Source organism: Opitutaceae bacterium (assembly GCA_041395105.1).
Classification (GTDB): Bacteria; Verrucomicrobiota; Verrucomicrobiia; order Opitutales; family Opitutaceae; genus B12-G4.
Genome location: JAWLBB010000010.1, coordinates 96,001 through 111,603, shown reverse-complemented (window position 1 = coordinate 111,603; position 15,603 = coordinate 96,001). Strand labels below are relative to the sequence as shown.

Sequence of the window (15,603 nt, the reverse complement as noted above, 5' to 3'; positions counted from 1 at the left end):
TGCAGTCGCGGTGTCGGGGGGCATGATTGCGGTCATGGCACTTCGACACGGCGAGGCGGCTGAACCGATGAGGGCGGAGGAGGCATCCGCCTATGCCTTCTCGAGGGCCTGGGTGACGTCGGCTTCGATGTCCTCGTAGTCCTCGAGGCCAACCGAGAGTCGGACATAGTCATCCGTCACGCCGGTTGTCTTCAGCTCGTCCGGAGTCAGCTGGGAATGGGTGGTGGTGGCCGGGTGAATGGCGAGGGACTTGGCGTCCCCGATATTGGCGAGGTGGCTGTGAAGCTCGAGGCCCTCGATGAATTTCTTCCCGGCTTCGAGTCCGCCCTTGATGCCGAAGCCGATGAGGGCGCCGAAACCGCCGGTCAGGTACTTTTTTGCAAGGGCATGGGCGTGGCTTGAGGCCAGCCCCGGGTAGTTGACCCAGGCGACCTTGTCATGGGATTCAAGGTAGCGGGCGAGTTTGAGGGCGCTCGAGCAGGCCCGTTCCATGCGCAGGTGGATGGTTTCGAGTCCCTGGAGCATGAGGAAGGCGTTGAAGGGAGACATGCAGGCGCCGATGTCGCGGAGCAACTGCAGCCGCATCTTCAGGATGAAGGCGACATTGGCATTGCCGGCCGGAGGAAAGGCCTTGAAGGCATCCCAGTGGACGAGGCCGTGGTAGCTAGGATCGGGCTGGGTGAAGCCGGGGAACTTGCCGCTTCCCCAGTCGAAGTTGCCGCCGTCGACCACGATACCGCCGATGGACGTGCCATGGCCGCCGATGTACTTGGTGGTGCTGTGGACGACGATGTTGGCACCGAACTCAAACGGACGGCAGAGAATGGGTGAGACCGCCGTGCTGTCGAGAACGAGGGGTACTCCCGCTTCCCGGGCGATGGCGGCCACCTCCGCGATCGGGAAGACATTGAGGCGCGGATTGCCGAGGGTCTCGCCGTAGAGAAGCTTGGTATTGGGGCGGATGGCCCTGCGGAAGGCTTCGGGGTCCTCGGCATCGACGAAAGAAACCTCGATCCCGAGTTTGGGCAGGGTGTAGTGGAAGAGGTTGTAGGTGCCGCCGTAGAGCTGGGAGACCGAGACCATGTGGTCGCCGGCATTGCAGATGTTGAGGACGGTGTCGGTGATGGCGGCCTGGCCGCTGGCGTGGGCGAGGGCGCCGGAGCCGCCCTCGAGGGCGGCGACCCGCTGCTCGAAGACATCCGTCGTCGGATTCATGATACGGGTGTAGATGTTGCCGAGCTCCTTCAGGGCAAAGAGATTGGCCGCATGTTCGGTGTCGCGGAAAGTGTAGCTGGTCGTCTGGTAGATGGGGACGGCCCGTGACCCGGTGGTCGGGTCGGGGGTCTGTCCGGCATGAAGGGCGAGGGTTCCAAGTCCGGGGGATCGTTTTGTGCTCATGATGGGTAGGTGTTGAGGTGTTGTTTTGGGAGATGAGGTAAAGAGAGAGAGCGGAGGTCGGAGATCGGAGGTCGGGGATCGGTTTTGAACTGGAAGGTAACGAAGGAAAGACGGGCGCGACTTGCTGGAAGCTGGACGGAGTTTTTTCCGGAAGGGAGTGCGGCCGGTCAGCTCACCACCAGGTTGAGGATGCGACCGGGAACGTAGATGACCTTCCGGACAGTCTTGCCTTCGAGGTGGGGCAGGACGCGGTCGTGAGCCCGGGCGAGGGTTTCGACCGTGGCCTGATCGGCGTCGCGGGAGACCATGGCCTCGCCCCGGAGTTTGCCGTTGACCTGGAAGATGACCTTGACTTCGTCGCTGACCAGGGCGGAGGGATCGAAGCGGGGCCAATCCTGCCGGAAAATCGAGGGCTCGCCGCCGAGCCGCGACCAGATCTCCTCGCAGAGGTGGGGGGCGAGCGGGGCGAGCAGGCGGATCATGATCCGGGCGGTTTCGAGATCAATTATATCCAGTTTTTGGATATGATTGAGCAGGATCATCAGCTGGGAGATGGCCGTGTTGAAACGCAGCGCCTCCATGTCCTCGGTCACTTTCCGGATGGTCTCGTGGAGCAGCCGATGGGTTTCCGGGTCGTTCCCGGCCCCGGCCCTGAGCTTGGGGGAGGCGCCGCCATCCCGTCCGATGCATTCCTTCCAGACGCGCTTGAGAAAACGATGGACTCCCTCGATGCCGTGGGAACTCCACGGTTTCATGCTCTCGAGTGGTCCGAGGAACATCAGGTAGAGGCGCAGGGTATCGGCGCCGTAGGTTTCGCAGACCTCGTCCGGGCTGACCGAGTTCTTGAGGGACTTGCCCATCTTGCCGAACTCGCGGCTGACCGGATCGCCATGGTGGAAGAATCGCCCGTCTTTCTCCTCGATCTCCTCTGCCGGGCGGTAGACGCCCCTCTCGTCGGTGAAGGCAGCCGCCTGGATATAGCCCTGGTTGAAGAGCTTGCCGAAGGGTTCCGGGGTGGAGACATGACCGAGGTCGAAGAGAACCTTGTGCCAGAAGCGGGCATAGAGGAGATGAAGGACGGCGTGTTCGGCCCCGCCGACGTAGAGGTCGACCCCGTTGGGCGTCATCCAATAGCGTTCGATTTCCGGATCGCAGAATGCGTTGTTGTTGGCCGGATCCAGGTAGCGCAGGTAGTACCAGCAGGAGCCCGCCCATTGGGGCATGGTATTTAGCTCTCGGGAATAAAGGACCCCGTTCTTCTCGACGTGAAGCCATGAGTCGGCGGCCCGGGCCAGCGGGGGCTGGGGCGGGGCGTTCGGGTCGTCGGATGCCCGTGGCGAGAAGTCGTCGATCGGGGGCAGGGTGACCGGGAGGTCGGTTTCGGCCACCGCTTCGACCTCACCGTCGGGTCCGTGCAGGATGGGAAAGGGTTCGCCCCAATAACGTTGCCGGGAAAAGAGCCAGTCGCGCAGCTTGAACTGGATGGAGAAGGTGCCGAGTCCTTTCTTCTCGAGGTCTTCGGTGATGCGCCGGGCACCTTCGGCAACCGGCAGGCCGGTATATGGGCCCGAAGCCACCAACCGGCCGTCACCGGAATAGGGAAGGTCGTCCCCGGAGCCGGAGTCCGACGCGATGACCCGGATGATGGGGATCTCGAAGCGGGTGGCGAATTCGTGATCGCGTTCATCGTGGGCCGGGACTGCCATGATGGCGCCGGTTCCGTAGCTCATCAGCACGTAGTCGGCGACCCAGATCGGGATCCGGGCCTGATTGACCGGATTGACGGCATGGGCGCCGGTGAAGATGCCGGTTTTTTCCTTGGCCAGGTCGGTACGCTCCAGTTCGCTCTTGTTGGCGGCGCGGCGGACATAGTCGGTGACGGCAACCCGCTGTCCGGGTGTGGTCAGGCGATCGACCAGGGGGTGCTCGGGTGACAACACCATATAGGTGGCACCGAAGAGGGTGTCGGGACGGGTCGTGAAAACCTTCAGGGTCTCGCCGGGAATGGACTCGAGACCGAACCGGATCTCCGCGCCTTCGGACCGCCCGATCCAATTGCGCTGCATCATCTTGATCGGTTCCGGCCAGTCGACCAGCTTGAGGTCCTCCAGGAGGCGTTCGGCGTAACGGGTGATGCGCAGCATCCACTGCTTGAGCGGCCGCTTGTAGACGGGATGGTTGCCCCGCTCCGAGCGGCCCTCGTTGGTCACCTCCTCGTTGGCGAGAACGGTCCCCAGGGCCGGGCACCAATTGACCGGGATTTCCGCCATATAGGCGAGGCGTTGGCGATCGAGCCATCGCCTCTGTTCGGCCGGGGCGACCGCCTTCCACGCGGCGACCTCCGCGGGAGTGGGCTCGGTCAGAAGGTCACCGGTTGCGGGATCGATGGCGTGCCGACCGCTTGCCAGGTCCCTTTCGAGTTCGGCCAGGGGACGGGCCTTCTGGTCGATGGGGTCCCAGGTGCTGTTGAAGAGCTGGACAAAGATCCACTGGGTCCAGCGATAGAATTCAACATCGGTGGTGGAGACGCTGCGTTCCTTGTCGTGGCCAAGGCCCAGCCGGTAGAGCTGCCGGCGCATATTGTCGATGTTGCGCTGGGTCGAGACCGAGGGGTGTTCGCCGTTCTCGATCGCGTACTGTTCGGCCGGAAGACCGAAGGCATCGAAACCCATCGTATGCAGCACATTGAGTCCGGTCATGCGCTTGAAGCGCGCATAGATGTCGGTGGCGACAAACCCGAGCGGATGACCGACATGGAGACCGGCTCCGGACGGATAGGGGAACATGTCCAGCACGAAAAAGCTGGGTTTTGTCGTGTCGGCGGTCGCCCGAAAGGTCTTGTGATCGTCCCAGTATTTTTGCCAATTGGGCTCGATCACAGTAAACTCATAGTCCTGTGGCGTCGTATCCATTTTGAAAGAAACCGGACATGTTGAAGGAAAGTCACTCACCGTCAATCACCCATCCCGGCCGGACCGCCCTGGTTGGCTTAATCATTCTGACCGCGGGTTTTCTGACCGGATGTCAGACTGCCGACGTGTCGAAATCGACCTCCGGCGTGGACGCCGGTTTCGCCAACCTGCTCGATTCGGTCGTGCGGATCGACGTGCGGGAACTCGATTTCGACAGCGGTTCGAAACGCTTTGTCTCCGGGGTCGGATCGGGCGTTATCCTTTCGGAAGACGGACTGGTCCTGACCAACGCCCATGTCGCCAGTACACGTGCGGTCGAGATTTCAGTCACCCTCGCGAATCTGGAGCGGGTCAACGCGACGCTGATCGGCTGGGATCACTGGACCGATCTCGCTCTCCTGCGCATCGACATGGACGAGGTGGCCAAGCGCAAACTTCATTTTGCCCATGCGGAGTTCGGTGATTCGGACCTCTTGCGCCCGGGGCAGATCGTCTTTGCGGTCGGCACGCCCCATGGTCTGACCCGCACCGTGACCAAGGGCATCATCTCCAACACCGACCGGTATTTTGAGACTTCGAACGGAATCAACGGATACGAAACCGGCTATTTCAACACCTGGCTGCAGACGGACGCGGCCATCAATCCCGGAAACAGTGGCGGGCCGCTGGTGACCGAGAACGGGCGGGTTGTTGGGATCAATTCCCGCACCTACATGGGAGCGGACAACCTGGGGTTTGCCATTCCTTCCAGCACGGCGCGGCGGGTTGTCGCGGAGCTGGTGGAGCACGGTGAGGTCGTCCGGAGCTATATCGGCCTGATCCCGGGGTCTTTGCGCGACCTGGAGTCGTTCTACAACCTGGAGATCAACACAGGGATGCTGGTCAACAGCGTGGATCCCGGTTCACCGGCCAGTTCGGCCGGGTTGCGGCCCGGGGATGTCATTCTTGCGATCGACGGAAAGAAGGTCGACGGGCGCTTCCCGGAACAGCTCCCCCCCATCCAGAATCAGATCGCCAGTTATCCGGTCGGATCGACGATCAAACTGACGGCCAAGCGGGGGGCGACCGAACGTGTGTTTGAAGTCACCAGTGAGCGTCTGGAAAGTCGGGTCGGAGAAGAATGGGCTTTTGAAGGTTGGGGCTTGAGCGTTCGCGAGGTCTCCCGGGCCTTTGCCCGTGAAAACCGCCTGGCCAGGGAAGGCGGCGTCCTTGTCATTGGCACCCAGTCGGCCTACCCGGCGGAAAAGGCCGGAATCAACCGCGGTGACATCATCACGAAAATCAACGATCAGACGATCGACGGACTCGAGGAAATGCGGGGGGTCTACGGTCAATTTGATGAAAATCCCCAAACGATGCTCTTCGAGACCTTGCGAAACCAGTCAGTCTCGTTCTTCGTCCTGAAACCATGAATTTTCGCCCGTTCGCACGCTTTGGCGTCGTCTTCTCCCTTTTCCTGACGGTTTTGCCGGTTCTCCGGTCCGCGTCGTCGATTCCGGAGCTTTTTGAGCAACGCATCCGCTCGGTTGTGGCGGTTGAGTTTTTTGTTGAGACGGAGACGGATCGGCGGCCCTCGACGGTTGTGGGTCTGGTTGCCAGTGAGGACGGATTGATCATTCTTCTCGACGGTGCCGTCCCGGGTTGGTTGCCCCCGACCGATTTCAAGGATTTCAAGATCTATGCCGTCGGCAGTTCGGAGTCGATTCCCGGAACCTATCTCGGTCAGGACAGCCTGACGGGGTGGCATTTTGTCCGGGCGGACAAAGCCCTCTGGAATCAGGTGGTGCCTTTCACCGCCTACGGCACGGCCCGGCCGGAACTGGGCGAAGAACTCTGGGGAATCGGGATCATGGGGAAGGATTTCGATTTTCAGCCCTTCTTCCTGGATGGGCGGCTCGCGGTCATCCAGAAACTTCCCCAGACCTTCGGGTTCTCTGTGGCCGGAGTGGCCAGTCCGGGCTCTGCGGTCTTCAATCGTGACGGAGTCTTTGTGGGATGGGCCAGCAATCCGATTCCCCAGGAGCGGGTCCTTTTCCTGGAAAACGAGCGTTACACGGTCGGCATCCAGACGACCAATGAGAGTGGTTCCTTCTTCCTCGCGGAGGAGGTTGTGCCCTTTATCGGCCGGGTGCCCGAAAGCCCGATGGGGAGGAAGAACCCCTGGTTGGGTGTTTATGGACTCCAGCCGGTGGCCAAGGAGGTAACGACCTTCATGTCGCTCGAGAATCAGTCCGCCATCGTGGTCAGCGACATCATTCCCGACAGCCCGGCGGAAGCGGCCGGAGTCGAGGCGCGGGACATCATCATCGCCGTGGACGGGGTGACCCTGCCCAAATTCAGTCCCGACCGCGTTGTCACGGGATACTTTGAACGCCGGATTCTCGAGCGTGAACCCGGGGATTCCCTTACCCTGGGCATTCTGCGCGGCACCGAGCGGGTTGAGGTCACGGTGAGTCTGGCCGCGCAGCCGACTACCCTGAAGGAAGCGGCCCGCCGGTATTTCCCTGACCTGGGGATCACTCTGCGCGAATTCGTGATCTTCGACCGAATCTCCCGGCGGATGGTGGACAGCGCTGAAACCGGGGTGATTGCGAATTTCGTGCGCCCGAACAGCCCGGCGAATACGGCGGGACTTCGGGCCGGCGACCTGATCCAGGAGATCGACGGTGAGCCGACGGTCAGTTATGAACAGGCGATCGCTCAGATGGCCGGGATTGAGGCAGATCAGGCACAGACGGAGTTTGTGCTTCTCGTCAATCGCAACGGCGAAACCTCGGTCATCCGGATCCGCAAGGGCTGAGTTGCGCACCCGCGAAATCCCTTGCAGACGGGCAGGTTCCCGTCGATAGACAATCCCGTGCACGTCGAGAGCCTATCGGAATCCCTGAAGCGCCTGCTGGTGGCGGAGCAGGATCATGAAATCACCCTGGGGGAGATTCTTGATCGCGTGGGAACGAAGGGCTTCGGGCTGCTCATGATGGTCCTGTCGCTTCCGAGCGCGCTGCCGGTGCCGGCCGCCGGATACAGCACCCCTTTTGGCATTCTCTTCGTTTTCCTCGGGATTCAGATGCTGATCGGGCGGCGCAAACCATGGCTCCCCAAATGGGCTCTACGGATCAGCTTCAAACCCGGCTTTGCCGAGAAGATGCTGGCGGGAGCGGCCAGGTCTTTTGCCCTGCTTGAACGCCTCGTCAAACCGCGATTTGAGTGGGTAGCCAGTCGTCCGGGTATGGCCCTGATGAGTGTTCTCGTCATCATCATGGCTTGTCTGATGATCCTGCCGATTCCGCTGACCAATACCGCGCCGGCCATGGTCATTTTTCTGATCGGAGTCGGAGTCAGTGAACGTGATGGCCTGTTTGCCGCCGCGGCCTCCATTCTTGGTGTTGTCGCGGTGGCCTTCTACGGATTCATCATCTATCTGCTCGCCACAGCCGGAGTCGAAGGGGTCCAGAATCTCAAGGATTGGATCATTGCCAAGCTGAAGGGCGGGTGAGGGGGCTGGAGGAAGACGGCGGAAGGTAGAGGGCAGAGGGCGGCAGCAGAGGCCCGCCGTGAGCCTGGCGCGCGGCTTTGCGCCGCATTGACCGTTGGATCGACGGGAAAGCCCCATCCTCCGGGATGGTCCGCCGAGGAAAACGGGGGAGTCCCGGATATCGACCGTCGAGAGCCGCTTTTTCTTGAACCGGTAACTTGCGCCTTCTGTCACCGTCATTCACGATCTCAGTCGCCCTTCGCCGTCCGCCCTCCGATGTCTCCCGACCATATCCTTGCCCTGGATCAGGGAACAACCAGTTCCCGGGCCATTCTGTTTGACTCCGCGGGACGGATACGGGCGTCCGCTTCGCGGGAGTTCCCGCAGCACTACCCGAAACCGGGTTGGGTGGAGCATGATCCCGCAGACATCTGGTCGAGCCAGGAAGCAACCGTGGCGGAGGTGCTTGCCCGATCGGAATTGCGGGCATCGGACATCGCGGCGGTCGGGATCACCAATCAGCGGGAAACCACGTTTGTCTGGGATCGGGCGACGGGCCGGCCGGTTCATCGAGCGATAGTCTGGCAGGATCGGCGCACGGCGGATCTGTGCCGTCGATTGAAGGGTGAAGGAGTGGAGCCTGAGGTGACGGAACGCACGGGTCTCCGGCTCGATCCCTATTTTTCCGCGACGAAGATCCGGTGGATTCTCGATGAAGTTCCGGGTGCCCGAAACCGGGCTGAGCGCGGCGAACTGCTGTTTGGAACCGCGGACACCTGGTTGATCTGGAATCTGACCCGGGGAGGCGTTCATGCCACAGATGCGAGCAACGCGTCCCGCACGCTTCTCTTCAATCTGGAAACCGGTGACTGGGACGGGCGGATGCTCGAGCTCTTTGGCATACCCCGGGCCATGCTTCCCGATATCGTGGATTCGAGTGGCGTGCTCGGACGGGTCGCCGACAGTTGTTCGGCCCGCGGGCTTCCGATTTCCGGTCTGGCCGGGGATCAGCAGGCGGCACTTTTCGGGCAGGCCTGCTTTGAACCCGGGATGGCCAAAAACACCTACGGGACGGGTTGCTTTCTTCTCATGCAAACCGGTCGGAAGCGCGTTGTTTCGAGGAACAACCTGCTCACGACGGTGGCGTGGCGGATCGGCGGTCAAACCGAGTATGCGCTGGAGGGATCCATTTTCGTGGCCGGAGCGCTCATCCAGTGGCTGCGGGACGAACTGGGAATCATCGGAACGGCCTCGGAGTGTGATGCCAGGGCGGCCGAGGTGGCGGATACCGGCGGGGTGGTTATTGTCCCGGCCTTCGCCGGACTTGGGGCGCCCCATTGGGATCCGCATGCCCGCGGCACCATCCATGGGCTGACCCGAGGGACGGGCAGGGCGCACCTTTGTCGGGCCGCGCTGGAGGCCGTCGCTTTCCAGTCGGCCGACCTGGTCGGTTGCATGGAGCGGGATTCGGGTCGGACGGTCTCGGAGATGCGGGTGGATGGAGGCGTGGCGCGGAGCGATCTGATGCTGCAGTTTCAGGCGGATCTTCTGGGTGTGCCGGTGGTTCGGCCGACCTGTGTGGAGACGACGGCTCTCGGTGCCGCTTATCTGGCCGGGCTGGGGGTCGGCTTCTGGCCGGACCGGAAGGCGATTGCCACCCAGTGGTCGATCGACCGGGTCTTTCAACCGGTCGGAGATGTGGCGGAGTTGGCCCGTGGTCGTGAGGCCTGGTCCCGGGCGGTCGAGCGATCGATGGACTGGTGTCGGGAAGACTGATACGTTCATGCTGAACCGCGACGCATCACTCGCCGAATTGCGATCGGGAAAGCGATTTGATATCGTGATCGTCGGTGGCGGGGCCACCGGTCTTGGTGCGGCGGTCGACGCAGCCAGCCGGGGCCATCGGGTCGCCCTGGTCGAGCAGTCCGATTTCGCCAAAGGGACCTCCAGCCGGAGCACCAAGCTGGTGCACGGCGGTGTCCGCTACCTGCGGCAGGGCAATGTCTCGCTTGTGCTCGAAGCCCTCCGGGAGAGGGGCCGGCTCTACCGCAACGCACCTCATCTCGTCCACAACATGGCCTTTGTCATTCCGAACTACCGCTGGTGGGAAGGCCCTTTCTACGGGATCGGCATGAAGGTTTATGACCGGATGGCCGGGCGGCTGGGGTTGAGCCCCTCGCGGACCCTGTCGAAAGAGGAGACCATGGCAATGCTTCCGACCGTCGAGAGGGACAACCTCGTCGGTGGCGTTATTTACCATGATGGGCAGTTTGATGACGCCCGGCTGGCGGTCAATCTGGCCCGGACTGCGGCCAATCACGGGGCGTTTCCGGTCAATTACGTCCGCTGCGACGGATTGCTCAAGGAGGGCGGCGAAATCTCTGGTATCCATGCAATGGATACGGAAAGCGGGGAATCCTTCGAGGTGTGCGCCGGTTGCGTGATCAATGCGACGGGGGTTTTCGCCGATGCCCTGCGACGCCGGGACGACCCGGAGGCCGCCGGACTCCTCGCGGTCTCTCAGGGGGTGCATCTGGTTCTGCCGAAGGATTTCCTTCCGGGGAACGCGGCCGTCATGATTCCCCGGACGGCGGACGGGCGGGTCCTTTTCGCCGTGCCCTGGCACGGCCGTGTCATCGTCGGCACGACGGATACGCCGTTGGCCGATGCGCGGATCGAGCCGCGGGCCCTAGAGTCGGAATGCGCCTTTCTCCTGGAGGAGGCTTCCCGTTACCTGACCCGCGACCCGCGACCCGGGGATGTTCTCTCAGTCTTTGCCGGACTCAGGCCGCTCGTCCGGTCGGGCCATGGCGAGAAGACGGCGGCGCTGTCGAGGGACCATACCATCGTCATCTCGGAATCGGGAATGGTCACCATTGTCGGAGGCAAGTGGACGACGTATCGGAAAATGGCCGAGGATGTCGTCGATCACGCCGAGGTGGTCGCGGATCTGGAAAACGTCCCCTGTCGGACGGTGGATCTGCCCATTCACGGATCGAGTGGCCCCGTAGTGGACTCACGGCTGGGGTTCTACGGTTCGGATGCCCGGAGCATCGAGGCGCTCATTGATGCGGATCCTTCCCTGGGGGCGGCGGTCCACTCCGGGATTGAGTTGTCGCGGGCGGAGGTTGTCTGGCAGGCCCGTGAAGAGATGGCGCGGACGGTGGAAGATGTGCTTGCGCGCCGAACCCGCTGGCTTTTGCTCCATGCGGCCCGGAGCATTGACGCCGCTCCGGCGGTGGCACGGATCCTCGCGGCGGAACTCGGAAAGTCCCGGGACTGGGTGGAGAATCAGATAGCAGCCTACACGGAATTGGCCCGTGGGTATGTCTATACCGATCCGAAGAGCCGGTCAGTCCGTTCGGTCCCAGATGGATGATCTGAGAATTCCGCAGAGGAGACTCCTGGTGTGGGTGACGCGCAGCCCGGCCGTTCCGCGCAGACGGTCGAGTGGCGGGAGTTCGCGGGCATGGAGGCCGGTCTGCCCGCGGAAGAACAGGTAGAGCAGTCGAACAACCGTCGGGGCGATGATCCGTCCGGGGCCTGCTTCGGGGATTACGAAATCCGACCAGAACCAGCGCCCGCGGGAGGTGAGCGAGGCGTTGACCTTGGCAAGGATTCGGGTGACTTCGATTTCGGTGAAGCAGTCTAGGAAAAAGTGCGCGACGACGGCGTCGAAGCTCCCTGCCGGGAGAGGGATGTCGAGAAGATCGGCGCAACGCCATTCGATCCGATCGAAGGCACGGACATCTGACTGGCGGATACGTTGGCGGGCTCGATCAAGCATGGCCGGGCTCGAGTCGATCGATACGATGCGGGCGCCGCGGTTTGCTCGCACCAGGTCGCTGAGGAAACGCCCGTTGCCGTCACCGAGGAGGAGGATGGATCCGGCGCCGGCCAAACGGTCGATCCAGGCTGTGCGCGCGCGGTGCAGACAGGGGCCGAAAGCGAGTGACTCGAGCAGTTCGTAGTGCCGGGCGAGGCGACAGAACGACGGATTGGAGGGCATCAGAAAAGTGCCGTCAATCCCAGGCCGAGCCAAAGGAGCCAGGGAGTCATCAGGGAGATGTCGGCCAGCGATCGCAGAATGGCGGGGGGAACCCGCGCCGAGGTTCGGTCCAGGACAAGCAGGAGAGCGGCGCTCAGGCCGATGGGCAGGCCGATCAGGGTGGAAGGGTGCTCAAGGAAGACCGGGGAAAGAAGAGCCATCGCGAGCAGGGCCCACAGAAGGGACCGGGTTGCCGGCAAGCTGAAGGGAACGTTGACGGCCATGGATGCAAATCGGTGGTGACGATCCGAGTGGGCTTCCCATGCCGCGATGAGCAGGCAGTTGCCGAGAAAGAGAAGACCGATTCCGATCAACAGAGGGAAGGGTGGGGAGCCGTGAGGCAGAAAAACCCGGATCCCAGAGACCAGGACGAGGGCGGTGACCGGTTCCTTGGGGATGGACCTCCGCAGGCGGGGTGGACCAAGGTGAACGGCTGCAAAGTAGGTGAGAACGCCACCCAGAAGGACAAACCCGCGCAGGAGATGATCGCGATCCAGAGTCGCGAAGGCGAGGGTCATGGCCAGACTGAGGACGGCGATCCAGATGGCAGCAATGGCGCGTCTGTGACGGACGGAAAAGGCATGCCGGTCGGTGGCGAAGGCCGGGGAGCGGATTCTCCAGGTGTCGAACCAGCGATCGGCTGCGTAGGCGAGCCAGACGGAGAGAAAGAGGACGACCGGACCGCCCGGAGACAGGTGAACCCCACCGATACGGGCAAAGAGCAGAAGCCATCCCAGGCAGACCAGGGGGGCATCGAGCGACAGTGACGGGAGAAATCGAAGTAGCCGACAGATACCCTGCCAAACGTGGGTCGGGGCGTCGGCTGGAGAAGAATAGGAGGGATCGAATGACACCGCGTCGGTTTGGCTTCAGTTTCTTATTGAAATCGAGTCTCAATTGCCTTCACATCCCTTATCTCAGTGAATTCCCCTCAAATGCCAAAGACAAACGCACCGGTTTCGCTTCAGGACATACCCGAAGGGGAGGATGTCCGGGTGGTTTCGTTGAGTGGGTCAAAGGAGGTGCACACCCGCCTCCGTGAGTTGGGTTTCTGTGAACAGGCCGTCATCCGGAGGGTTTCGGGCGGTTCACGGATTGTCTGCCAGGTGTGCGGGACCAAGGTGGCGCTTAACGGTGCGGTGGCCGGCAGGATCCAGGTGGAGCGGCTTTCCTGCGATCTCTGATCGGAGGGATTTTGCTGAAGCGCGATGGGTGCATTGAACTGCAGTCTGGCTGAACTGCCGGTGGGCTCATCGGGAAGGGTCCGGTCGTTCAACCCGGGTTCGAGAGGAGCGTTGCGGCTTCGGGAAATGGGAATCCTGCCCGGTACTCTTCTGCGGGTGGTTCGCCTGGCGCCGTTGGGGGATCCCATCGAGATCGATGTGCGCGGCTTTCATCTTTCCCTCCGGAAATTGGAGGCGGCTGAAATCCTTGTTGAGCCGGTCATTGAATGAGTGAACCGGTCGCATCAAGTCGGGTGCCCCCACGGGTGACGGATCGGCGTGAGGGACCGGTTTACGCCTTTGTCGGCAACCCGAACTGCGGGAAAACCACCCTCTTCAACGCCCTGACCGGTATGCGCCAGAAGGTTGGCAATTATCCCGGCGTCACGGTGGAGAAGAAGGTCGGCCAGTTTTATTCCCAGCATGGTCGTCCCATAAGGGTCATCGACCTGCCGGGAGCCTACAGCCTGGTCGCGCGATCTCCGGACGAGGCCATCCTTCGCGATGTCCTCCTCGGGCGACGGGCAGACACGGAGAGACCGGACCGGGTGGTCTGCGTGGTCGACGCCAGCAACTTGGAGCGCAGTCTCTACCTGGTATCTCAGGTGATCGATCTCGGGCTGCCGACCCTTGTCGTGCTCAACATGATCGATGAAGTCGAACGCAAGGGGCTGACCATTGATCAGCAGGCCCTTGAGGAAGCGCTGGGCGTTCCCGTAGTGGCTTGTCAGGCCAACTCCGGAAAAGGACTGCTCGGGCTCAAGGTGGCCATGAGCCGGGTTCAGCTGGATCCCTCCCGTTCGCCCTGGATGGTTCCGGCCAAGCTCAAGCCCGCGATCGACGAGATCGTGTCGGTGCTGGAAGGCGCTCCGGGTGAGGAACGACGGACCGCGAGGGCGGAGGCCATCCTGATGCTTTCCGAGCAGGCCCACGTGAGAGTGGCCGGATCGAAGCATGTCGGTGACCGTGCCCTGGAAGTGACCCACCGCTGGGAGACCGAGTGGGAAAAAGAGAATTTCGACTGGCGAGGGGAGATTGTCACAAACCGTTACGAGGCGATCGCCCGGATCTGCGGCCGGGTGCTTCGCAATCAGGGAGATCTGGGGCCGTCGGTCTCGGACCGGATTGATGCGGTGGTGGTTCATCCGTTCTGGGGATGGATCACTCTGGCCACGATCATGACGGTTCTCTTTCTTTCCATCTTCACCCTCGCGGAATACCCGATGAACCTGATCGATGACCTGGTCGCCCGGCTCGGCCAGGCGGTCACGGGATGGATGCCGCCGGGCGACCTGCGGTCGCTCATTGTGGACGGGGCCATCGCCGGAGTGGGCGGAGTCATCATCTTTCTGCCGCAGATTCTCATCCTCTTCTTCTTCAGCGGGCTCCTCGAGTCATCGGGCTATATGGCCCGGGCGGCCTTCATCATGGACAAAGTGATGAGTAAGGTGGGGCTGAACGGGAAGTCCTTCATTCCTCTGCTCAGTTCGTTTGCCTGCGCGATCCCCGGCGTCATGGCGACCCGGACGATTGAAGACCCGAAGGACCGTCTGGTCACCATTCTGGTGGCTCCGCTGATGAGTTGCTCGGCCCGGATGCCCGTTTATCTGTTAATGATCGCTGCCCTGATTCCTTCGGACCGGGTGCCGGTCTGGTCCAAGGTCGGGATCATGTTTTTCATGTATGCCCTGGGAACGGGAGCGGCATTTGGTTTTGCCTGGCTCTTCAAGCGGTTCCTCATGAGGGGGGAGCCGTCCTTGATGATCATCGAGCTGCCGCCCTACCGCCGTCCTTCGCTGCGCAACGTGGCATTGCAGATGCTTGATCGATCCTACCTCTTTCTGCGGAAGGCGGGCACGATCATCCTCGGTCTTTCCATTGTCCTCTGGTTCCTCTCGTCTTATCCCAAGGCACCGGAGACGGCGAACTCGGCGGAGGCGGTCGCCCACAGTTTTTCCGGACGGATCGGCCATGCCATCGAGCCGCTGATCGAGCCGTTGGGCTTTGACTGGCGGATCGGGATAGGGCTGGTGGCTTCGTTTGCCGCCCGGGAGGTTTTCGTCAGTTCTCTGGCGGTGGTCTTCAGCGTGGACCAGGAGAACGATGAAGCGATCCTGCCGCTCCGGGAAGCGTTGCTCGACGCGAACTGGCCGGACGGGGCACCGCTTTTCACGCCGCTGGTTTGCTTCACTCTGATGGTCTTTTACGTTTTTGCCATGCAGTGCATGAGCACCGTGGCGATCGTCAAACGGGAAACGAACAGCTGGCGATGGCCGCTCTTCCAGATCGGCTATATGACCGGAACGGCCTATGTGCTGTCCCTGATCATTTACCAGGTCGGATACAGCCTGGGTTTGGGGACATGACGGGGGATTGGCAGACCGTCGGTGCGCTTGTCGTGGTCATCACCACGGTGATTCTCCTTGTCCTTGGTGGCCTTCGACGGAAGCGCAAAGGCGGGGATGGATGTCCTGGGTGTCAGGAGAAGCCCTTGACTGTCCGGCGGGAGGAGAAGCGCCCAGCCGGGCGATGACCCCGGGTCCCCTG

The 15,603-nt window shown here is 62.1% G+C and carries 12 protein-coding genes; 8 read left to right on the top strand and 4 right to left on the bottom strand.

Translation table 11 applies throughout. The annotated features are described in order from the left end of the window. Positions 1 to 90: 90 nt before the first annotated feature. Together R3F07_19540 and leuS are read right to left on the bottom strand one after the other, a co-directional pair. Positions 91 to 1,398: an O-acetylhomoserine aminocarboxypropyltransferase/cysteine synthase gene (locus tag R3F07_19540; GenBank protein ID MEZ5278585.1), complete on the bottom strand. Its 1,308-nt coding sequence runs from the start codon at positions 1,396 to 1,398 to the stop codon at positions 91 to 93. A gap of 167 nt (positions 1,399 to 1,565) precedes the next feature. Then, positions 1,566 to 4,310, bottom strand: a complete 2,745-nt coding sequence (gene leuS / locus R3F07_19535; protein MEZ5278584.1) for a leucine--tRNA ligase — start codon at positions 4,308 to 4,310, stop codon at positions 1,566 to 1,568. Between the two features lie 17 nt (positions 4,311 to 4,327). On the opposite strand from leuS, the gene R3F07_19530 reads away from it, so the two are divergent. From R3F07_19530 to R3F07_19510, 5 genes are all read left to right on the top strand, one after another. Next, positions 4,328 to 5,722, top strand: a complete 1,395-nt coding sequence (locus R3F07_19530; GenBank protein MEZ5278583.1) for a trypsin-like peptidase domain-containing protein — start codon at positions 4,328 to 4,330, stop codon at positions 5,720 to 5,722. Continuing rightward, on the top strand, positions 5,719 to 7,110 hold the full coding sequence (locus R3F07_19525) for a PDZ domain-containing protein (GenBank protein ID MEZ5278582.1): 1,392 nt from the start codon (positions 5,719 to 5,721) through the stop codon (positions 7,108 to 7,110). Before R3F07_19530 ends, R3F07_19525 begins: the two co-directional genes overlap by 4 nt. A gap of 57 nt (positions 7,111 to 7,167) precedes the next feature. Next, on the top strand, positions 7,168 to 7,806 hold the full coding sequence (locus R3F07_19520) for an exopolysaccharide biosynthesis protein (protein MEZ5278581.1): 639 nt from the start codon (positions 7,168 to 7,170) through the stop codon (positions 7,804 to 7,806). A 255-nt stretch (positions 7,807 to 8,061) separates the two neighbouring features. Beyond that, on the top strand, positions 8,062 to 9,561 hold the full coding sequence (glpK, locus tag R3F07_19515; protein ID MEZ5278580.1) for a glycerol kinase GlpK: 1,500 nt from the start codon (positions 8,062 to 8,064) through the stop codon (positions 9,559 to 9,561). A 7-nt stretch (positions 9,562 to 9,568) separates the two neighbouring features. Beyond that, complete coding sequence (locus R3F07_19510; GenBank protein ID MEZ5278579.1) at positions 9,569 to 11,164, top strand: glycerol-3-phosphate dehydrogenase/oxidase; 1,596 nt, start codon at positions 9,569 to 9,571, stop codon at positions 11,162 to 11,164. On the opposite strand, the gene R3F07_19505 is transcribed toward R3F07_19510, so the two are convergent. Together R3F07_19505 and R3F07_19500 are read right to left on the bottom strand one after the other, a co-directional pair. Next, a complete protein-coding gene (locus R3F07_19505) occupies positions 11,138 to 11,794 on the bottom strand; it encodes a methyltransferase domain-containing protein (GenBank protein ID MEZ5278578.1) in 657 nt (218 codons plus the stop codon). The genes R3F07_19510 and R3F07_19505 overlap by 27 nt on opposite strands. After that, positions 11,794 to 12,687, bottom strand: coding sequence for a hypothetical protein (locus R3F07_19500; GenBank protein MEZ5278577.1), 894 nt, complete (start codon positions 12,685 to 12,687; stop codon positions 11,794 to 11,796). Before R3F07_19500 ends, R3F07_19505 begins: the two co-directional genes overlap by 1 nt. Before the next feature lie 81 nt (positions 12,688 to 12,768). On the opposite strand from R3F07_19500, the gene R3F07_19495 reads away from it, so the two are divergent. The 3 genes from R3F07_19495 to feoB are packed head-to-tail and all read left to right on the top strand — an operon-like array spanning position 12,769 to position 15,422. Then, positions 12,769 to 13,017 (top strand): FeoA family protein, encoded by a 249-nt coding sequence (locus R3F07_19495; GenBank protein MEZ5278576.1) that lies wholly within the window; start codon positions 12,769 to 12,771, stop codon positions 13,015 to 13,017. A 24-nt stretch (positions 13,018 to 13,041) separates the two neighbouring features. Further along, complete coding sequence (locus tag R3F07_19490; protein ID MEZ5278575.1) at positions 13,042 to 13,287, top strand: FeoA family protein; 246 nt, start codon at positions 13,042 to 13,044, stop codon at positions 13,285 to 13,287. Then, on the top strand, positions 13,284 to 15,422 hold the full coding sequence (feoB, locus tag R3F07_19485; protein MEZ5278574.1) for a ferrous iron transport protein B: 2,139 nt from the start codon (positions 13,284 to 13,286) through the stop codon (positions 15,420 to 15,422). Before R3F07_19490 ends, feoB begins: the two co-directional genes overlap by 4 nt. Positions 15,423 to 15,603 lie beyond the last annotated feature (181 nt).